General features: G+C 49.0%; 19 protein-coding genes and 1 pseudogene. 5 read left to right on the top strand and 15 right to left on the bottom strand.

Annotation, left to right across the window (positions count from 1 at the left end):
- Nucleotides 1-118 precede the first annotated feature (118 nt).
- Both mutS and fdxA read left to right on the top strand, forming a co-directional pair.
- Nucleotides 119-1,939: pseudogene (mutS, locus tag ACO6UY_RS10445) on the top strand (DNA mismatch repair protein MutS); the annotation flags it as partial.
- A 219-nt stretch (nucleotides 1,940-2,158) separates the two neighbouring features.
- Entirely contained in the window at nucleotides 2,159-2,482 is a 324-nt protein-coding gene (gene fdxA, locus ACO6UY_RS10440) for a ferredoxin FdxA (protein ID WP_101747078.1), read from the top strand.
- A 65-nt stretch (nucleotides 2,483-2,547) separates the two neighbouring features.
- Here the strand turns inward: fdxA and rpoS are convergent, their stop codons facing one another.
- The 9 genes from rpoS to ACO6UY_RS10395 all read right to left on the bottom strand — a co-directional run bounded on the left by rpoS (nucleotide 2,548) and on the right by ACO6UY_RS10395 (nucleotide 9,489).
- Entirely contained in the window at nucleotides 2,548-3,579 is a 1,032-nt protein-coding gene (gene rpoS / locus ACO6UY_RS10435; RefSeq protein ID WP_101747077.1) for an RNA polymerase sigma factor RpoS, read from the bottom strand.
- A gap of 102 nt (nucleotides 3,580-3,681) precedes the next feature.
- Entirely contained in the window at nucleotides 3,682-4,515 is an 834-nt protein-coding gene (locus ACO6UY_RS10430) for a peptidoglycan DD-metalloendopeptidase family protein (protein WP_422489843.1), read from the bottom strand.
- A gap of 86 nt (nucleotides 4,516-4,601) precedes the next feature.
- Nucleotides 4,602-5,531: a DUF368 domain-containing protein gene (locus tag ACO6UY_RS10425; RefSeq protein WP_422489841.1), complete on the bottom strand. Its 930-nt coding sequence runs from the start codon at nucleotides 5,529-5,531 to the stop codon at nucleotides 4,602-4,604.
- Between the two features lie 107 nt (nucleotides 5,532-5,638).
- Complete coding sequence (locus tag ACO6UY_RS10420) at nucleotides 5,639-6,307, bottom strand: protein-L-isoaspartate(D-aspartate) O-methyltransferase (RefSeq protein ID WP_422445295.1); 669 nt, start codon at nucleotides 6,305-6,307, stop codon at nucleotides 5,639-5,641.
- A complete protein-coding gene (surE, locus tag ACO6UY_RS10415; RefSeq protein WP_422445297.1) occupies nucleotides 6,304-7,053 on the bottom strand; it encodes a 5'/3'-nucleotidase SurE in 750 nt (249 codons plus the stop codon). Before surE ends, ACO6UY_RS10420 begins: the two co-directional genes overlap by 4 nt.
- Nucleotides 7,054-7,070: 17 nt before the next feature.
- Entirely contained in the window at nucleotides 7,071-7,652 is a 582-nt protein-coding gene (gene truD / locus ACO6UY_RS10410; protein WP_422445299.1) for a tRNA pseudouridine(13) synthase TruD, read from the bottom strand.
- A 286-nt stretch (nucleotides 7,653-7,938) separates the two neighbouring features.
- Entirely contained in the window at nucleotides 7,939-8,418 is a 480-nt protein-coding gene (gene ispF, locus ACO6UY_RS10405; protein ID WP_422445301.1) for a 2-C-methyl-D-erythritol 2,4-cyclodiphosphate synthase, read from the bottom strand.
- On the bottom strand, nucleotides 8,418-9,152 hold the full coding sequence (ispD, locus tag ACO6UY_RS10400) for a 2-C-methyl-D-erythritol 4-phosphate cytidylyltransferase (protein WP_422445303.1): 735 nt from the start codon (nucleotides 9,150-9,152) through the stop codon (nucleotides 8,418-8,420). The genes ispF and ispD overlap by 1 nt, the downstream gene beginning before the upstream one ends.
- Before the next feature lie 64 nt (nucleotides 9,153-9,216).
- Nucleotides 9,217-9,489, bottom strand: a complete 273-nt coding sequence (locus tag ACO6UY_RS10395; protein WP_422446143.1) for a septum formation initiator family protein — start codon at nucleotides 9,487-9,489, stop codon at nucleotides 9,217-9,219.
- A 169-nt stretch (nucleotides 9,490-9,658) separates the two neighbouring features.
- Between ACO6UY_RS10395 and ACO6UY_RS10390 the strand changes: the two genes are divergently transcribed.
- Nucleotides 9,659-11,752, top strand: coding sequence for a WD40 repeat domain-containing protein (locus ACO6UY_RS10390; protein WP_422489839.1), 2,094 nt, complete (start codon nucleotides 9,659-9,661; stop codon nucleotides 11,750-11,752).
- A gap of 135 nt (nucleotides 11,753-11,887) precedes the next feature.
- Here the strand turns inward: ACO6UY_RS10390 and eno are convergent, their stop codons facing one another.
- The gene (gene eno, locus ACO6UY_RS10385; protein WP_422445307.1) at nucleotides 11,888-13,180 is read right to left on the bottom strand and encodes a phosphopyruvate hydratase; all 1,293 of its coding nucleotides are present in this window, start codon (nucleotides 13,178-13,180) and stop codon (nucleotides 11,888-11,890) included.
- A 272-nt stretch (nucleotides 13,181-13,452) separates the two neighbouring features.
- Nucleotides 13,453-13,737: a DUF406 family protein gene (locus ACO6UY_RS10380; RefSeq protein ID WP_422445309.1), complete on the bottom strand. Its 285-nt coding sequence runs from the start codon at nucleotides 13,735-13,737 to the stop codon at nucleotides 13,453-13,455.
- Between the two features lie 256 nt (nucleotides 13,738-13,993).
- On the opposite strand from ACO6UY_RS10380, the gene ACO6UY_RS10375 reads away from it, so the two are divergent.
- Nucleotides 13,994-15,445, top strand: coding sequence for a hypothetical protein (locus ACO6UY_RS10375; RefSeq protein ID WP_422489837.1), 1,452 nt, complete (start codon nucleotides 13,994-13,996; stop codon nucleotides 15,443-15,445).
- Nucleotides 15,446-15,843: 398 nt separating this feature from the next.
- On the opposite strand, the gene ACO6UY_RS10370 is transcribed toward ACO6UY_RS10375, so the two are convergent.
- Both ACO6UY_RS10370 and ACO6UY_RS10365 read right to left on the bottom strand, forming a co-directional pair.
- Nucleotides 15,844-16,326, bottom strand: a complete 483-nt coding sequence (locus ACO6UY_RS10370) for a hypothetical protein (protein WP_422445313.1) — start codon at nucleotides 16,324-16,326, stop codon at nucleotides 15,844-15,846.
- Between the two features lie 308 nt (nucleotides 16,327-16,634).
- Nucleotides 16,635-17,105: a hypothetical protein gene (locus ACO6UY_RS10365; protein ID WP_422489835.1), complete on the bottom strand. Its 471-nt coding sequence runs from the start codon at nucleotides 17,103-17,105 to the stop codon at nucleotides 16,635-16,637.
- A gap of 162 nt (nucleotides 17,106-17,267) precedes the next feature.
- Between ACO6UY_RS10365 and ACO6UY_RS10360 the strand changes: the two genes are divergently transcribed.
- The gene (locus ACO6UY_RS10360; RefSeq protein ID WP_422489833.1) at nucleotides 17,268-17,570 is read left to right on the top strand and encodes a DUF6506 family protein; all 303 of its coding nucleotides are present in this window, start codon (nucleotides 17,268-17,270) and stop codon (nucleotides 17,568-17,570) included.
- Here ACO6UY_RS10360 and ACO6UY_RS10355 read toward each other — a convergent pair.
- A complete protein-coding gene (locus ACO6UY_RS10355; RefSeq protein WP_422489832.1) occupies nucleotides 17,567-18,346 on the bottom strand; it encodes a helix-loop-helix domain-containing protein in 780 nt (259 codons plus the stop codon). The genes ACO6UY_RS10360 and ACO6UY_RS10355 overlap by 4 nt on opposite strands.
- A 118-nt stretch (nucleotides 18,347-18,464) precedes the next feature.
- Nucleotides 18,465-19,316, bottom strand: a complete 852-nt coding sequence (gene kdsA, locus ACO6UY_RS10350; protein ID WP_422445321.1) for a 3-deoxy-8-phosphooctulonate synthase — start codon at nucleotides 19,314-19,316, stop codon at nucleotides 18,465-18,467.
- Nucleotides 19,317-19,350 lie beyond the last annotated feature (34 nt).

Here is a 19,350-nt window from a genome sequence, read left to right as displayed (position 1 = left end):
AAGGCGTGGAAAAACCCGCCATCGCCTGGCTGGTCAAACTCGGTTACACCCATCTCAGCGGTGCCGAGGTGGGCCGCCAGCAGGCGCACCGGAGTTTATGAATAACCTATCACTCAGTCAGCAGGCGGCATCAAGTGCAAATATGTCTACACCGATGCTGGATGCCGCCAGCCGGAGAAACCTGGAACTGACCACCAATATGAATGGCGGCCGGGAGCACACCGTGGCGGCCGTGCTGGATCGCACAGCCACGGCCATGGGCAGCCGTCTGCTCGGACGATGGATCAACCGGCCACTGCGCAATATTGACAAACTGCAGGCCCGCCAGTCAGCAATCACCGCCCTGAAAGATGGCTGCCATTTTGAGTCCCTTTACCCCATTCTCAAACATATTGGCGACATTGAACGTATTCTTGCCAGGGTTGCCCTGAAATCTGCCCGACCACGGGATCTGGCACGGTTAAGGGATGCCCTGCAGCAACTGCCAGAACTGCAGCAGCAGCTGGCGACGATTGATAGCCAGACAGTACATCAACTGGCAAAAAGCATCAGTGAACACCCTGTACTCGAAGCATTATTGACCCGGGCCATCATTGAGAACCCACCTGTGGTGATCCGTGATGGCGGGGTGATCGGCGAAGGTTATGACGCCGAGCTGGATGAGCTTCGTTCCATCAGTGAGAATGCGGGTGACTATCTGGTTCAAATGGAATTACGGGAGCGTGAGCGTACGGGTCTGCCCAGCCTTAAAGTCGGTTACAACCGGGTACATGGTTACTATATCGAGTTGAGTCGCCGTGAATCCGAAAACGCCCCGGTAGACTACATTCGCCGCCAGACCCTGAAAAACACTGAACGCTTTATTACCCCGGAGCTGAAAGAGTTTGAAGACAAGGCGCTGTCCAGCAAAAGCCGTGCCCTGGCCCGGGAAAAAGCACTGTACGATGAACTTCTGGACAAACTGGTGGCAGAGCTGGGACCGCTCCAGGAGTGCTCCATGGCCCTGTCAGAGCTGGATGCGCTCAGCAACCTGGCTGAACGCGCTGAGACACTGAACTTCTGCCGTCCTGAAATCCTGCAGAGCCCCGGTATTGATATTGTTGAAGGCCGCCATCCGGTTGTTGAGCAGGTTTTAGACGAACCGTTTGTGGCAAACAATGTCACCTTCAATGTTCAGCGTCGTATGCTGATTATCACCGGTCCCAATATGGGCGGTAAATCCACCTATATGCGACAGACGGCGTTGATTGTGCTGCTGGCTCATATTGGCAGCTTTGTACCGGCATCCCGTGCGCGTATTGGTCTGGTGGATCGGATTTTCACCCGCATCGGCTCTTCGGATGACCTGGCCGGTGGTCGTTCAACCTTTATGGTGGAAATGACGGAAACCGCCAATATTCTGCATAACGCCACCGAGCAGAGTCTGGTGCTGATGGATGAAATCGGCCGAGGAACCAGCACCTTCGATGGGCTATCCCTGGCCTGGGCCTGCGCTCAATATCTGGCGGATTCAGTACGGGCATTCACCCTGTTTGCCACCCACTACTTTGAGTTGACCCAGCTGCCCGAAGAGTGCAATACGGTAGTGAACGTACATCTCAATGCGACCGAACATGACGATAGCATTGTCTTTCTTCATGCGGTTCAGGAAGGTCCTGCCAGCCAGAGCTATGGCCTGCAGGTGGCACAACTGGCCGGTGTACCCCGACATGTCATTAACCAGGCACGGCAGAAACTGGCCATGCTGGAGCAGCAGGAACCCGCTCCACAACCTGTTGCAAAACCATTGGGAAAGGCTACTTTCACACCTCAGGCTGATCTTTTTGCCAGCCCTGAGCCACACCCGGCGGTTGAAGCCCTGGATAAAACAGACGTGGATAACCTGACACCCCGCCAGGCTCTGGAGCTTCTTTATACGCTCAAGGGGCTGGGAAAATGATTTAATGGTGCTTATACCCTGACCGGTATAAGTTTATGTTCATCACGGCTATCCAGCGGGTTTACAACTCTGGTAGACTTGCCCGATATTTTTGTATTGCCTCAGGTTCTGTTAAGAGAACCTGAATGTCACATTATGACATGCTTTCGTGAATCACGAATATAACAGCAAAACCGGGCAGTACTTTTTTTTAGTCAGATCAAATGGAGTTTAACCACCATGGCTTTCGTAGTGGGTGAAAACTGCATCAAGTGCAAATACACCGATTGCGTGGAAGTCTGTCCTGTGGACTGCTTCTATGAAGGACCAAACTTCCTGGTTATTCACCCGGATGAATGTATTGACTGCGCTCTTTGTGAGCCAGAGTGTCCGGCAAACGCTATTTTCTCCGAAGATGAGGTTCCCGATGATCAGCAGGAGTTCATCGAACTGAACGCCGTGCTCGCAGATGTCTGGGATAACATTACTGAGAAGAAAGACCCTCTCCCTGATGCAGCAGAGTGGGATGGCGTGAAGGGCAAGCTGGACCAGCTGGAACGCTGAGTTCAATAGTAAAAAAGCCATGGGGGTTACCCATGGCTTTTTTATTAACAGAGAATGTCAGGCCATCAGTTAAACAGGGACTCTCCTGACAACCCCTGCTTTTCAAGAATAGATCGAAGCCGTTTTAAAGCCTCTACCTGAATCTGTCTTACCCGTTCACGGGTCAGGCCAATCTCCTTACCGACTTCCTCAAGCGTACTGGTTTCATACCCCCTGAGACCAAACCGGCGGGCAACCACCTCTCGCTGTTTTTCTGATAACTCACCTAACCAGCGGTCAAGACTGTCATTGAGATCCAGATCCTGTAGCAGTTCGGCCGGGTCGGCACCTTTTTCATCAGAGATCGTATCCAGAATGGATTTATCCGAGTCAGGTCCCAGTGGTGTATCAACCGATGTCACTCGTTCATTAAGACCGAGCATCCGTTTTACATCAGCCACCGGCTTATCCAGCAACTCGGCAATTTCTTCCGGGCTGGGATCATGATCCAGCTTCTGGGTTAACTCCCTGGCAGCCCTGAGATAGACGTTCAGTTCTTTAACCACATGAATGGGCAGCCGAATGGTGCGGGTCTGATTCATGATCGCCCGCTCAATCGTCTGTCGTATCCACCAGGTCGCGTAGGTTGAAAAACGGAATCCACGTTCCGGATCAAATTTCTCAACCGCACGAATCAGTCCGAGGTTACCCTCTTCAATCAGATCAAGCAGTGTCAGTCCACGGTTGACATAGCGCCTGGAGATTTTAACAACCAGCCGGAGATTACTTTCAATCATCCGGCGTCTGCCCGCTTCTACCCCTTTTCGGGCAAGGCGGGCGTAGTGAACCTCTTCCTCGGGGGTGAGGAGAGGTGAAAAGCCAATCTCATTCAGGTACAGCTGGGTTGCATCGATGGATTTGTAAAATCCATCGTCTTCTTTTCGACGACCGGTACTCACCGGAGACACAGCCGCAGGCCGCGGCTTATCGATATCATCGTTCTCGTCAACCACTTCAATGAGGTCACCGGCATTTTCGTCCGGGCTCAATTCATCCTGTCCCTGGATTACATCGTCAGCATAACTGCTTAGCTCTGCGTCATCCCTCTTCGATGCCATAAGAGTTAGTCCTATCCGAAAGTCCCACTCTATGCCGGGCAACCCGAAGTTGCGCCGACACCCGTGAGATCCCTCTACTACAACAGCCACTGACCTTCGTTATCAGCGCCCTGGAAGGTACCCCATCGGGTCGACCGGTTTACCATCACGCCGAATTTCGAAGTGCAGCTTAGGCTCCGTCGTTCCTGTAGAACCTATTTCGGCTATCTTCTGGCCCGCTTTAACTGAGTCTCCCTCATTCACCAATAGATCCCTGTTGTGCGCATACGCGCTCAGATAGCTACTATTATGTTTCAAAATGATCAGCCTGCCATAGCCGGACAGGTCGCTTCCTGCGTACACTACCTCACCACTGGCTGCTGCCTTTACAGGCTCTCCTAATTTGCCGCCAATATCAATCCCCTTGTTAACGGGCATTTTGAGCGAATAGGCGGAAATAATTTTTCCGTTCGCAGGCCATTGCCAGCCACTGCTGCCGGAAGCGGTACTTTTTGGCGCCGAACTCTTTGCTGTATATTTTTTGACCGGAGCGCTGCTTTTGGCAACGGTTTTCTTTGGCTGCCTGACTGGAGTCACCGACGGAGCAGCAACCACGGACCGGCGGATAGATAAGTTTATTTTCTGCCCCGGATAGATAGTATAAGGACTTCGAATGCTATTCTTTCGGGCCAACTCTCTGAAGTCTCTGCTATAGAGCCAGGCTATTGAATAAAGGGTTTCTCCTCTTTGGACAACATGCTGACCTGAAGTCACCTTCGGTGGTGATCTCAGGTCAGTGACCGTAACCCTGGCCGGATCATGGCTGCAACTTGCGATTAGCAGGCAGGCTGTTAGAAAAAGTATTTTTTTTGAGCAATCACTCAAATTAATCAGAGTGATTTTCATGAAATCCAACACTTTATCAACTCCATTACCCTGGCTGCCCACAAAAATCATTTATTCAATAAAAGAATATAAACCGTAACTTATGGTTTGAAATATTATACCAATATCAGTATTTTCACCTATATTGGTGCGCTGGTTTAGTGATTTTTACTACCCACCCGCTCAATCATCGCCACCAAAGCAATGGCAAAAATCATCAGCCCAATAGATTCAACCAGATAAGCAGGCTGCCCGGTAATTCCCTGATAATTCATCGGCGACACGTTCGCCTGAATCAGCGGGACCAGCTCCCCGGAACTGTTAACCCGTGTTGCCAGTGTCTCCTTCCATGGCCAGACTTTGCCCAGAGCTCCAAGCATCAGGCCGGTCAGTAGTGAAATCGCCAGATCGCGGTGCTTTTTTAGCAGCCATGACAACACATGGGAAAAGCTGAGCAAACCGCCGATACAGCCCAGGCCAAAAACGGTCAGTACACTGAAATTCAAACTCTTCACAGCATCAATGACTGGCCCATACAGCCCCATCATCAGTAACATAAAGCTACCGGAAATACCGGGCAGAATCATGGCGCAGATAGCAATGCTACCGGCAAAAAACAGCGTCACCGGCTCTGGTTCAAGACTGGTCGGGGTTAATACACCCACAGCATAAGCAATCACAATACCAGCGATCAGGGTGATGACAGTCGCCACATTCCACTGATCAACCTGACGAATCATATGCAATCCGGACACCAGAATCAGACCAAAAAAGAATGCCCAGAGCATCTCCGGATACGTCGCCAGGAACCAGGTAATCACATGGGCAAAGGACAGAATACTGGTCAGCACACCAGCAAACACACACACCAGAAATGTGCCGTCTATTCTCTGCCACACACCGGCAACCCCTTCCTCACCCAGTACCTTCAGTAACGATGGGTTAACACTTTTCAAGGCATTCAGCAGCCGGTCATAAATGCCAGTAATAAATGCAATGGTTCCACCGGATACGCCCGGCACAACATCAGCGGCCCCCATAGCCATTCCCCTGGCGATGAGGGCAAAGTAAGAAGAATGATTCGACATGTTCTGACCTTTGGAACAGAAGTTAAGTAAAATGCCATCAGTCATCCCTGACTGACTGCTTTTTTGTGTGGGTACGTTCAAGAAAGTAACGTCTTTTTTATGACGTATCAGCGTATAACACCCGCCAGCAACGGTACAAACCGGACAGCTTCCAACACCTTGCGCTGATACTCATCACCGTTTCTGGTCACTAACACAAGATCCTGAAAGTTGTTTCCTCCCACCGGAATGACCAGCCTGCCACCTTCCGGAGACAGCTGGCTCAACAACGCTGCAGGAATTTCTCCCGGTGCCGCCGTGACGATAATCCCATCAAATGGACTTTCTTCCGGCCACCCCATACCACCATCGGTATGACGAAGACGAACATTCTTCAGAGAAAGCCTGGAGAGCCTCTGCTGTGCCTTCTCCTGCAATGGCCTGATGCGTTCCACGGAGCAGACCCTGGCCACCAGCGAAGCAAGCACAGCCGTCTGATAACCGGATCCGGTACCAATTTCCAGCACCTTGTTCAGTTCACCCCGGGCCAACAGCACTTCCGTCATTTTGGCGACAATGTACGGCTGGGACAGCGTCTGATTATGACCAATCGGCAGAGCTGTGTCTTCATAAGCACGATGCGCCAGCGCCTCATCAAGAAAAAGATGACGGGGAATGGTGCGAATGGCATCCAGAACCTTGCCGGACTGAATACCCTGATCCATCAGACGCTGGATCAGCCGCTCTCTGGTCCGGCGTGATGTCATACCGATACCATCAATTTCAAGATCCCTCATACACAGGCTCCAAGCCAATCCTCCATCAGTGATAACGTTGCATGGCCGGTCTTATCGTATTGCAATGGGGTAATGGATACATAGCCAGAAGCCACTGCATGAAAATCAGTCCCTTCCTCAGCAACCAGGGGCTTACCAACACCACCGATCCACCACACCGTATTGCCACGGGGATCCGTCATTTTTACCGGAGGCTTTGACGGGTGACGATGGCCGAGCCGGGTAATTTTCATCCCACGGATCTCTTCATAGTCACAGGCCGGGACATTGACATTGAGTATCGTGCCTTCTGGCAGAACCTGATCATCAAGGCGCAACATCAAATCGTGCAACACTCTGGCGCTCACTTCCAGGTGGTGATCCTCTTGACCACAGGATGAAATAGCGATTGCGGTTTTTGCCAGCAAGCGTCCTTCCATAGCCGCAGCCACAGTCCCCGAGTAGAGCACATCATCGCCCAGGTTTGCGCAACTGTTAATACCGGAAACTACGCGTTCCGGAAGGCGGCCAAACAGCCCACTGGCAGCGAGATTGACACAATCTGCCGGTGTTCCGTTCACACTGAAGAACCCATTGTCGTGTTCTTTCATGCACAGTGGCCGGTCCAGAGTGAGGGAATGGCCCTTGCCAGAACAGTCATTATCCGGAGCCACTACCCAGCACTGACCGTGTGATTTCATGGTGGCAAACGAAAGGGCCAATCCCCTGGCGGTAACGCCATCATCATTGGATAGCAATATGGTCATAGTCCCTCAATCCTGAATTAATCCAAACTTTTCTTAAGCCCATCGACGGCCTTGTCAATATTACGCCCCTCATGACCAAAGCGCTGTTCACCGAAGTAATTGGGCACCCCTGCACGAGATATCTGCTCTAACCGGGCATTAACCAGCGCAGGATCAGCATCTACATTCCGCAATGTGATGCAGAAATCATTTGCCTTCAGGGCTCCGGTTTTCAGTTTTTTCCGGTGGCGGGCCTGTCGAAGGATCCGTATGGTGTCACTCTCCAGTCCACTCCAGTCGGGATCAGCCATACCAGGCAGGGAAACACAAAACCATTGACGTGTAATTCCATGGCGATCCTTTCTCCCGGCATAACTTACCGACTGTCTTCTGACCCCTGCATGTCTCGCCAGAAGCCCTGCGACCCAGTCGGTATTCTCCCCTTTTTTTTCAATCAGCAGGAAAAGGTGCTCACCTTCACCTTCGGGCTCAAAAGGCAGTAGCTCATCAACCAGAAAATCTTCATGACAGGATTTGAAAAGACAGCTGCCTAAAGGACCACCAAAGGCGTAATACCAATCAACGGAGTAATCGGCAGGCATCGGTACATCTGCATCCATGATGCGCACTCAACAAAGCAAAAATTAACAATAAACAATACCGCGTTTGACGCAGTTTTTGAAAGGAAATACCGAAAAATAACCATGGGTGGCGGGCCTCCCAGGAAGCTGTCCGAGAATAGACTGCCCTACTGCGGTGGCAGCAAATTGGTCTAAAAAGTCGGAAATTTTTAGTCAATAGAACCACTATTCACTAAAAATTTCCGACTTTTTATCCTCAATTTTCTGCCATCCTCGCTACGGGCGCTATTCTCGGACAGCCTCCCAGAAGACTCCACCCTATGGATCACGATCCCAAATCGGTCAACAGAACAACGGCGTGAACTGCAATACCCTCTTTTCTACCGGTATAGCCCAGCTTTTCAGTGGTGGTCGCTTTGACATTCACCAGAGATGGGTCAATCCCCATGTCTTCGCTGATATTCTGCCGCATCTGATCAATGTGCGGTACCATTTTAGGCGACTGGGCAATGATGGTACTGTCCATATTGACGGGAACCAGGTTGTGCTGCTCAAGCAGAGCAATAACATGACGCAGTAACTTGCGACTATCAATGCCAGCATAGCGTTCATCAGTGTCCGGAAAATGCTTGCCAATATCACCCAGACCTGCCGCTCCCAGAAGTGCGTCGCAAAGTGCATGAAGCAGCACATCGCCATCAGAATGCGCCACCAGCCCATGGGTGTGAGGGATTTTTACCCCACCCAGAACAATATAATCACCTTCACCAAAGCGGTGAACATCAAAACCATGACCAATACGCATCAAGTGACCTCAATAAGTTTCGACTGCTGTTCTATATATAGAGTGGCCAGAGCCAGATCAGTTCCCCGGGTCACCTTAATATTATCGGCATGTCCTTCCACCATCACGGGCTGCTTGCCAGCGTATTCAATGGCACTGGCCTCATCCGTTACCGGCATCTTATCCGCTATCGCTTTTGCCATGGCGTCATGCAGCATGCCCAGACGGAACATCTGCGGTGTCATGGCATGCCAGAGCCCCTGACGGTCTACCGTTTCAGACACAACATCATTGCCCCCGGCCCGCTTGATGGTATCGGTAACCGGGCAACCCAGCAGACCGCCTACAGGGTGGTCATGGAGCTGGTTCACCAGCCACTCCATATCAGAACGACGAATGCAGGGGCGGGCCACATCATGAACCAGTACCCAGTCATCAGGGGAACCAATATCCAATAGCACTTTCAAACCATTAAGTACCGAGTGGTAACGCTCATCCCCCCCCTGGGCCAGGAGAATTCCCGGGTTGCGGAGTAATTCAATGGATTGGTGATACTCATCATTATGATCAAGCACCACCACGATCTTTTCCAGCCTGGGAAAATCCAGCAACCGCTCCAGAGTATGCACCATCAGAGGCTTACCCTTGATTTCAAGGTACTGTTTGGGAATATCGATATTCATTCGGCGGCCAACGCCCGCTGCCGGAACAACCGCCCAGTAACGAACCGTATTCATGGTTTCTACGCTACTCACTCTGACACCCTTAATTTGAACATCCAGAAGCCCGCTCAGAAACGGCTCCTGACCAATACAGGATTTAATCGTAAGTCAAAAAGAACGTTTCATCACTGCGGATCATACCCAGCTCCTGACGGGCTCTCTCTTCAACCGTTTCCATCCCCTGCTGCAGCTCCACAACCTCTTTGGCCAGCAGACGATTACGCTGGTACAAACGTTCATTTTCCAGTCTGAACCGCTCAAGGTTATCTTGTTGTGTCAACATTTCAGCCACACTGCCTTCACCAATCCAGAGCCTGGTTTGCAGGTAAACCAGCAGCAGTGTCAACAGGGCTATTGCCAGTTTTTTCATCATCAGTTCCGCTTTAAACCGTCACTATCCAGCAGCAGGGGCAGTAATAGAGACTTAACGGTGAAGTTTAACAGGAGTACCCGTGGTTTAACATATGACCGGATCTTTGAACTGTTTCACATTAATGAAGGTCATTAGAAAAAGCCAGACATCAAAATAAGCAACTCAAATGATCGCTCTTACTATCCCGGGTATTTATGAACGAAAGACAGCGTTCTACACCCGGGTTGCTGTTGAGTTCAATCTGGTACTGGCTACCCATCACCCGCAGGCCAAAGACCCGGGAGTTCGGAATATGCCGACTGGAAACCCCATTGGCAGTACCAACAGCTATCCCCCTCCGGCTGCCACCACTATCCCGCCCGTGGAACACAGAACCAGCAACCGAATCACCGCCGTTACCAACCCGGGGCCGTTGCTATTGCTGGATCTTCCAGAGCAACCCATAAGGCACATACTGGGTTTTTTAGGGGACCGCGACATCAAGGCCATGGCACAGACCTGTTCGTCTTTGCTGACTATCGTCCGTGTAGATCATCTGCCCGCCAGGATCTGGTTTAAACAGCTCGAGCCACGACAGCAGCAGCATTTCATTCAGATTGCCAAAAACATCAGCAACCATGAACTGGAAGCCTGGCTGAGGCAATTCACCGGCAATGAAACGCTGATCAGCACTATTTGCGGCCATTCAGCCGGGGAAGTGACAGACAACGACATACCGCCACGGGAACCACAAAAAGGGAAATATTTCCCGCAAATCCTGTTTTACACAGTGAACCAGTTGATGGTTAACTGTCGTACTTTCCAGCCGGAATTGGCAATATCCATTGACTGCATCCCCTTTACGGCTGCATCAGCCAAACTCAGCAGCGATGGACGCTTTCTGGCGACCAACAGTTACGCGCGCTGTGGTTCGGATTATGGCAGAACGGAAATCACCGCAAGGCCCGCAGAGATAGCCATTGCCCATGAAGACAGAGTGCGGCGGATCACCTTCAGCACTGATAACCGGCATATATTGAGCTACACGGCTTCAACCGCAAAAATCACCAGCTGTAATGCCGACGGCAGCTGGACAGAAAAACTCATCATCATTTCTGATCGATTTATCAGCTCGGCGACTTTCAGCCCCGACAGCCGCCATGCAGTGATGGCCAGGAGTGGTCGCAGGGCCATAATATGCACAATGAACCAGGCTGGCCGCTGGGCAGTAACAACAACAATGGGACACAAAGGGAGGATTCTTTCAACAACATTCAGCCCTGACAGCCGCTTGATAGTCACCACCAGTGACGATCACACGGCGAAAATCCATGGCCGTGACAGCAACGGCAACTGGCTGGAGCTGACCACCCTGAACCATAATGGTAAGGTCACTGCCGCTGAATTCAGCCCTGATGGCAAGCATATCATCACCATTAGCGACAAGAATAACCAACCTGATCGTACCGCAACAATTTTCAGTAACACCGATAACAATTGGGTAAAAAAAACCTGTATTAACCACTCCCTGGAAATCACCGACACTTCATTCAGTCCTGACAGCCGCCATGCAGTAACGGAGAGTTTCGATCATACTGCCAGAATCCTGAGCTTTGATACCCGCGACAACTGGCAACATAAAATCACGATTAAGCATAAACGACGGATTTCCTCTACTAGATTCAGTCCCGATAGCCACTATTTAGTCACGGCCAGTAGCGATCATACAGCAAAAATCTACCGGTATGATGCAAACGCCAGGCGCTGGTCAAAACAACAGATTATCGTCCATGATGATATGTATATTACCTCAGCCACGTTCAGCGCTGATGGCCGCCATATCCTGACATTTTCTCGCAATTACTCCCCCATATCCCTGCCTGTATGCAACGCCAGAATCCACACTTGTACGGCCGGTGGCAACTGGATAACCAGCCTCAATTTTACGACAGCAGGTGGGGTTTACTCAGCCAAATTTAACCACGATGGCTCCCATATTGTCATCGAAGCCAGAAATGATGACGCCATCATCATCTATGGCCTTACGGCAAATGGCAACTGGTTACACAAATCGACGCTGCACCAACATTACAAGCTTGACTTTGTAACATTCAGTGCCAACGGGGGGCATTTAATGACTATCAGTAACGACGCTCAACTGGTGCAGGTCTGGCACCTTTATAAGGAAGATTTAGCACCACATCCCCAGTGCTCTTTAAATGAACTGATGCCTCCCCCTAGAAAAAAGACCCGAAAGTCTGCTCCAAAAGTTCACAGGTAAAGGGCGATCGACGGATTGACTTTCCGCCGGTCGGGGCGGCTCAGGCTTCTTTGAGCCTGACGGGTTTGCCCGCTTCGCCAGGCAAACAAAAAGGGAGGCTTAAAGCCTCCCCTTTCCATCAGCAGCGACCGCTAATCAGGCACGCTTGAATTCAGCAATACCACGGTAAGGCGCTTTGCCTTCCAGCTGCTCTTCGATACGGATCAGCTGGTTGTACTTGGCTACACGGTCAGAACGGCACAGTGAACCGGTCTTGATCTGGCCAGCACAGGTACCTACCGCCAGGTCAGCGATGGTGGCGTCTTCGGTCTCACCGGAACGGTGAGAGATAACGGCAGTGTAGCCAGCATCTTTGGCCATCTTGATCGCATCCAGAGTTTCGCTCAGAGAGCCGATCTGGTTGAACTTGATCAGGATAGAGTTGGCGATGCCCTTATCGATACCTTCTTTCAGGATCCTGGTGTTGGTTACAAACAGGTCATCACCAACGATCTGGATCTTGTCACCCAGCAGTTCAGTCTGGTACTTGAAGCCGTCCCAGTCAGATTCATCCAGACCATCTTCAATGGAGATAATCGGGTATTCTTCGGTCAGACCTTTCAGGTAGTCAGAGAACTCATTGGAAGTGAAGACTTTGCCTTCGCCTTTCAGGTTGTACTTGCCATCTTCGTAGAACTCGGAAGCTGCACAGTCCATAGCCAGAGTGATGTCGGTGCCCAGAGTGTAACCGGCCGCAGCAACAGCTTCTTTGATGACCGCCAGAGCGTCTGCATTGGAAGCCAGGTTTGGTGCAAAACCACCTTCGTCACCCACGGCAGTGTTCAGGCCCTTGTCGGAGAGAACTTTCTTCAGAGCGTGGAATACTTCAGCACCCATGCGCAGCGCTTCAGCAAAGTTTTTGGCACCAACCGGCTGGATCATGAATTCCTGAATATCAACGTTGTTGTCAGCGTGCTCACCGCCGTTCAGGATGTTCATCATTGGCACTGGCATGGTGAACTGGCCAGCAGTACCGTTCAGCTCAGCAATGTGCACGTACAGAGGCATGCCTTTATCAACGGCAGCGGCTTTGGCAGCGGCCAGAGACACCGCCAGGATGGCGTTAGCGCCCAGCTTGGCTTTGTTGTCAGTGCCGTCCAGATCGATCATCTTCTGATCCAGGCCACGCTGGTCATTAGCATCAAAACCAAGCAGTGCTTCACGGATAGGACCGTTAACATTGGCAACGGCTTGCAGAACGCCCTTGCCCAGGTAGCGGGACTTGTCACCATCACGCAGCTCCAGAGCTTCGCGGGAACCCGTGGAAGCGCCACTGGGAGCACAGGCAGTACCAAAGGCACCAGACTCAAGAATGACGTCAGCTTCAACAGTGGGATTACCACGAGAATCGAGGACTTCGCGAGCCTTGATTTCCTTGATAGCGGTCATGAGATACTCCGGGTGAAGAATTCGGAAATTTCAAGTGAGAGGTAAGCAATACCGTAAAAGAGCGGTGGCATTGTTACGGGAGCGGCAACTATACCACCGGAAAATCCTGTGTCAAAGCCTTACAATTTCGCTGGACACCGCGCCAACATTGAGCTTCGTGGATTTCTGATCGTTACTGTTAACGACTGTTAATCGCCTGTTAACCATCGTTTAAACCAGGCATCAATGGTCAAATAATCATCAAACAGCCCTAACAATGATAAGTAAAATTACTACCTGAGATACAATTCAAAAATCAGTTTTTCTGCTGTGCAGTCAAAATCAAACATGGCATCAATGGTGGCACTGCCCTGATGGAGATTCACCGTTTTCTTTACCTGACAGTGGTCAGAAATACGGTTGGCCAGGGCTTCCATCGTTGCCATCTGGTCGTTTGCCTGTTGCTCAGTATCCCCCTTTATGGTCATTTCGAGGTGAGTATCCCCGGGTGCAATCACCTGGCCAATCTCTAAACAGTGATCGGCATCAACTTCCAGTTCAGCGGTGGTATTGTCCATATCAGGCCTCCTGTTGAATGGCAGATGATGATATGCAAGGAATCATTTTCTGAAAAAATCAACCATAAGATAGCACAATGGCCTTGAAAAATGAGTGAATAAGAAAAATCGGAAATAAAATGGAACCATATTCCAAATTACTGGTCAAATAATGTAAGAACCAGATCCTGTTAAAAGGGCTGGACGTAAAAACAGGAAAAACCGAATCAAATTAAAAAATTCTTATTTATAAACGAAAGTTATTATAGAGCAACCAATGTCTAACACAGTATCAAATTTAGTGGGTTCAAAATACACTGGCTATCTTCAAGATAACTGTAATTTTGCCAGTCTTCTGAAAAGCCCGGTTACTGTCGCCAAGGCTTTATTTTCAAACTTAACTTTGTCTTCTCAAGCTTGGTCTTCTCAAGAAAGCAGCCCTCAACCAGAAAAAATCTCTTCATACAATATATCAGTTCGTAGAGTTGGTGATTATCTCCTGGTATCTCTCCCTTCTGAAAAGGATACTCATCCCGATAAAACCACGACAGCGAATCCCCCATCAACAGAAGATTCTGACCAACTAGATTGGCGTATTCCCGATGATGATGAAGATGATCCGCGACGATACTTTTCATTCTGGTTTAATGAGAATGCCTCCCCGGGCAAATCCACTGATCAGGCGTCCGCATCACTAAATGTCAAGGATTCATTATGTGTGGCTATTGCGGATGATAGCGATGCAGATGATCAATTTTTCGAAGAAACGACGCCTGTTAATGGCCCTGATAGCATAATCCCTCCCATGAGTCGGCACTGCTTTGAAACTGACAGTATGATTTACATTGCTAACGATGAGGATCAACTGGATATTCATACTATTGACATCATTAAGGGCAGTGAACTTGCCAATCAGCTTGGCATTTCGGGTAAAGTCACCGTTGACAAAGTGTTTTATCAGGCAGGAACCGGTGCTATTATCGCCCAGGTAACGATCAATGGTCTGGAACAGTTATTGACTCTTTTTTATATCAATGTAGAAACCAACATCAAGCTTCCGGTCACCCAATATCAGCTGGATTCGTATCTCACAGAGACAAAAAATGAGTATGCTCCTCACTATAAATTTTTCAAGGAGGAATTAAAAAAGCGTCTTAGCCCAAAGGTCATGGGAACAAACAAAATAAAAGACGATAAAGGCGGTAAAGACAATAAAATTGAAGAAAATAAAATCAAAGAAAATAAATTGAGAATGGAATCATTAAGAATCACGATGCCAACGTATATGCATCCGAAAAGCATAGAACAGGTAAAATATTTTTGTTGCAATCAGGGTATCAGCGCCGTCACTGATAAAGAAGGAACTGACGTCATTGAAGCGGTCAAGAGGAGAATGCGCCAGCAGGAGGAGAAATTAGTTAGCCTCAGAGGGCCACGGTTGGAACACCCGGATATAGATTCAGCACTAGAACACGTCAAACAACAAAAAATCGCGATGGAGGCCAGTCAGCGTGATGCTAAAAATCTGAAAATACACTTTGACAAGCCAGAGAAGGTTCCCTTGTCCCAAAGACAAGCTGAAACAGTCAATATGCTAAATCAAAGGAGGCTTAAGCATAAAAAGGAAGGGATTGATTTCGCCCCCCCTAAGGATACTGCCACTGAATTTCCACAATACTTACTACCCAGCGATTCCCCCAAAAAATTGATCAAATCTGTTGATAAATAGCGATTAAACCAAAAAAAGACTGCGCCATGGTGATTTGGGAAGCAGTTCCCTGACACTCCCCGCCCTGGCGGACGAGGGTTCTTGATCGCTCAAGAACGTTTCTGTTTCACGGTCCGTAGCTCAGGGAACAGGCTTGGTTATCGCATAAAAGTTCCACAGTGGGAGCTTTTACGATGGCGAATCAACCCATGCTCCCCAAGTCTCACACGAACTCCGCAGACTTTACATCCCGTCTGCCCGACGGTAGGTCTACAAAAGACTGGATAAAGTTAGCAAGGAATGAACAAACACTCAAGCGGAGCGCTCTGCGCGCTCCTGTCTTATATCACCGCCCGATTGGGCGATGCTTTACGACGGGTTTGGTAAATAGAACCGCTTCACCTCACAAATGAAAAATCCTAGACTTCTTCAGGTTCAGGTTGCATTGCGATGGCATCATGTGCCGGAATATGGCGTAGCCGTTCATATGCCGGAGTATGGCATAGCCGGTCATAGATTGATTTACATCCGTTATACGCCTTGCACAAGCCACCGCTGGCAACAAAAAAGGCTGTCGACGTTACTGCTATCTCTGTCAAAAAGAGCGGGGTAAACGGAGTTAGTTCTCCGTACTCATCAAAAAGGGTCATATTATTAAAACAATGCTCCCTCAAAAAGACTTTACCAGGATCATTCAGTGGTGAAACGACCCGATTTTTTACATAGGTAGTACACGTCCCAACTCCAATTGAAAATAAGGCGTGAAAGAAAGTTGATGAAAAAATATCATTGCGTTCTCGCTGGGTTGAATTATCAGGTGGATTAGTCGCAGCCTGGAGTTCGGGATTGCCAGGCATCGATGATCCAGCGTTAATACCGGCAGTACCAATTGTTAAAGTCATTCTTAATATCCTTACTGGTTGTCATTTCTCAGACAATATCAGGAGGTATTTCGTTCAATTCTAATCAACTTTTTTCTAATTATTTTTACTATCAATGATTCATATTTTGATGTCGGTGGAAATTTTCCCGGTTTGGCCTTTCAGGTTAGCTGCGGGCTTTTTTCCTGCCACGGGCAAATGGAATGGGAAAGCGCTGGAATGGTGAATGGTCATCCCGGATAAGAGATGACCAGAGTCATCCGAAAACCATAACACCTGTATAGCATTATGGCTGCTATCTGGTCAGGAATTCAGACAGGGGAAGAGACTTAGACTTCATCATAGACTTCTGGATAGTCTCCTGCGGGTTGATTTGTTGCGACATCAGGCCCTGAAAAACAGGTGCATGCCCGGTCATAAATAGATTTGCATCCCTCATACAATGTGCAAAAGCCACCGGTGGCAAGAAAAAAAGCTGTTGAGGCAACGGCCACCTGTGACAAATGAACCGGAGCATACGGAGTTAGATCTATGTACTCGATTCTCTCAGCACGGGTCAAATTATTGAAACAATGATAGGCCAAAAAATCATCGCGAGGTTGATTCAGTTTTGAAACAACGAATTGGTTTACCAGGGTAGTATACGATCCAAAAACTAATGCACGAGCTGCATGCGTGAGCGTGGTCTGCAAAAGATGTTTGCCATTTCGCCGGGTTGAATTATCAGGTGATTGAGTAGTTGCATCCATATTACGTGGTAGCACTGGTCCAGTATTATTAGTTGCACAGCATAGCGTCATGTTAATATCCTCGATTGTCGTTTTTTTGGACACTATCAGGAAGTATTTCGTTCATTTTTTTTATTGACATTCTTTCTTGCACTTCCTTCATCCTCTGCCAGAATTCATTTTTAACTTTTCAATAAATCCAGCCTGCTTGACACAGAATTAAAAGGAGTCAACATGAAGTTTGCATTTATTTATGCCATGCCCGGCCTGCAGTCCTCATCCATCCAGGAGAATGTTACTGAAAAAGCTCACTTTTATTGTGTATCCGTTGATATGAACCACAGGGAAACCGCTGCCGATATCGCCAGAGAACTGGTTGAAAAAAACGGTGTACAGATGATTGAACTTTGTGGTGGGTTAGCCAGCGCTGAAATTATTGCACTGGTAAAGGAAGAAACCGAAAACAGGGTACCTGTTGGGGCAGTATTTTATGGGCCTGAAAGTAGAAAGCCCCTGATTGAACTGATGGGCATTTAGCCATTTGAAAAGCCTTTATCTCCGCTAAGCGGAATGAAATGAGATTGCTCCGGCGAACCCTTTGTCAGAATATCATTCAGCATTTTGATATAACCAATGGCTCCACGCAACACATCAACATTCTTTAGTTTCTTCTTACGAATCCCTTCGGAGAAATAAGTTCCACAGAGCCGTTCTTTTAAATCAACCATTGCAACCCTCATTATTGCCGTACGTTTCCGTTCTCGGGCATTATGCTCGAGTCGTTTCTCACTGACTCCTGTCTGGTGTGCCACCTTGCGTCCTCTATTCCTGGATAATGATTCAGTATCATCAACTGGCGGCTGGTTGATTTGACTGATGTTTTCGGTTCTGCTTTCCATAGCAGGAAGTGGCTTTATCGCTGCCTGTTCCCGGGGCATCTTATCAGTACCCGCCAGACAGCCGTTCAATGGCCCGTTTTGAGATTTGTCCGTATTTTCAGGATTTGGTGCAAGAGAAACTGCACTCTCATTAAATTTCTGAGGGCAATGCCTTGCAGGGTCTGCATTAACAGTACCGATTTTGAAACTGGATAATTGACTATCAGTAAGTGAACTGAACTGTGCTGATTGGCTCTCAGGATGTAATACAGGTTTATCTTCTACTTTCTGAAGTGCGCGCCCGTTGAATAAAGGATCAGGACCTGCAGACTCTTGATAACCGGGATCCTCCTCATCAAAGAGATATCTCAAGGGGCCATATTGAAGTTGAGAAAAATCGCCTGGAAATATATTGAAATTACCCGTCCCGTTCATAAATGTGCTCCAGATTTATTTTATTTATAACTATATGACCAATTTCAAAAACATTAGTTCATAAAAAAACCTCCCGCTTCTGAACAAAAGCAGGAGGTTCTGAGTTAAACAGCTGAACTTAGAGAGTATCCAGTGCTTCAAATGATTTAATCAGCTCATCCAGAGCTTTCATCTGAGTCAGGAAGGACTCAAGCATGGACAGGCGCAGTGCTGAAGGGCCATCACAGCGGGCATTATCAGGATCAGGATGAGCCTCCAGGAACAGTCCTGCCAGGCCAACCGCCATACCGGCACGGGCCAGTTCAGTCACCTGGTGGCGGCGGCCACCGGAGGCGGCCCCCATTGGATCACGGCACTGCAGCGAATGAGTCACATCGAAGATAACCGGTGCACCGCCGCTCACCTGCTTCATGGTATGAAAGCCAAGCATATCAACCACCAGGTTGTCATAGCCAAAGTTCACACCACGCTCACAGAGGATCAAACGGTCATTGCCCGCTTCACGGAATTTATCGGTAATATTCCCCATCTGGCCGGGGCTGAGAAACTGCGGCTTCTTGATGTTAATGACAGCACCGGTTTTGGCCATGGCTTCGACCAGGTCCGTCTGGCGGGCCAGAAACGCCGGCAACTGAATCACATCCACCACTTCCGCCACAGACTGGCACTGATGAGGTTCATGGACATCAGTAATCACCGGAAAACCAAAGGTCGCTTTCAGCTCCTGAAAAATCTTTAACCCCTCATCAATGCCCGGACCACGGTAGGAGGCGATTGAAGAACGGTTAGCCTTATCAAAGGAAGCCTTGAAGATATAGGGAATACCGAGCTTTTCGGTAACCCGTACATACTCTTCCGCCACTTTCATGACCAGGTCTCTTGATTCCAGCACGTTCATCCCGGCAAACAGGACAAACGGCAGGTCATTAGCGACCTGAATGCCATTGACATCAACAATTTTGCTTTTCACAAACGTTCCTTCAGGCGTTCCAGAAAAAAACCTG

It is taken from the genome of Endozoicomonas sp. ALE010 (assembly GCF_049310165.1).
Lineage (GTDB): Bacteria > Pseudomonadota > Gammaproteobacteria > Pseudomonadales > Endozoicomonadaceae > Endozoicomonas.
This window is presented reverse-complemented; position numbering and strand designations above follow the sequence as displayed.

Coding starts and splice junctions, on each gene's coding strand:
- ACO6UY_RS10425 (WP_422489841.1), bottom strand. CDS start 5,531: ATGTCGAATCATTCTTCTTACTTTGCCCTCATCGCCAGGGGAATGGCT.
- ACO6UY_RS10365 (WP_422489835.1), bottom strand. CDS start 17,105: ATGACGCTATGCTGTGCAACTAATAATACTGGACCAGTGCTACCACGT.
- rpoS (WP_101747077.1), bottom strand. CDS start 3,579: ATGGCATCGAAGAGGGATGACGCAGAGCTAAGCAGTTATGCTGACGAT.
- eno (WP_422445307.1), bottom strand. CDS start 13,180: ATGACCGCTATCAAGGAAATCAAGGCTCGCGAAGTCCTCGATTCTCGT.
- ACO6UY_RS10360 (WP_422489833.1), top strand. CDS start 17,268: ATGAAGTTTGCATTTATTTATGCCATGCCCGGCCTGCAGTCCTCATCC.
- ACO6UY_RS10420 (WP_422445295.1), bottom strand. CDS start 6,307: ATGAGGGATCTTGAAATTGATGGTATCGGTATGACATCACGCCGGACC.
- ispF (WP_422445301.1), bottom strand. CDS start 8,418: ATGCGTATTGGTCATGGTTTTGATGTTCACCGCTTTGGTGAAGGTGAT.
- surE (WP_422445297.1), bottom strand. CDS start 7,053: ATGACCATATTGCTATCCAATGATGATGGCGTTACCGCCAGGGGATTG.
- ACO6UY_RS10375 (WP_422489837.1), top strand. CDS start 13,994: ATGTCTAACACAGTATCAAATTTAGTGGGTTCAAAATACACTGGCTAT.
- ACO6UY_RS10355 (WP_422489832.1), bottom strand. CDS start 18,346: ATGAACGGGACGGGTAATTTCAATATATTTCCAGGCGATTTTTCTCAA.
- truD (WP_422445299.1), bottom strand. CDS start 7,652: ATGGATGCAGATGTACCGATGCCTGCCGATTACTCCGTTGATTGGTAT.
- ACO6UY_RS10395 (WP_422446143.1), bottom strand. CDS start 9,489: ATGAAAAAACTGGCAATAGCCCTGTTGACACTGCTGCTGGTTTACCTG.
- ACO6UY_RS10430 (WP_422489843.1), bottom strand. CDS start 4,515: ATGATTTTTGTGGGCAGCCAGGGTAATGGAGTTGATAAAGTGTTGGAT.
- fdxA (WP_101747078.1), top strand. CDS start 2,159: ATGGCTTTCGTAGTGGGTGAAAACTGCATCAAGTGCAAATACACCGAT.
- ACO6UY_RS10380 (WP_422445309.1), bottom strand. CDS start 13,737: ATGGACAATACCACCGCTGAACTGGAAGTTGATGCCGATCACTGTTTA.
- ACO6UY_RS10370 (WP_422445313.1), bottom strand. CDS start 16,326: ATGACTTTAACAATTGGTACTGCCGGTATTAACGCTGGATCATCGATG.
- ACO6UY_RS10390 (WP_422489839.1), top strand. CDS start 9,659: ATGATCGCTCTTACTATCCCGGGTATTTATGAACGAAAGACAGCGTTC.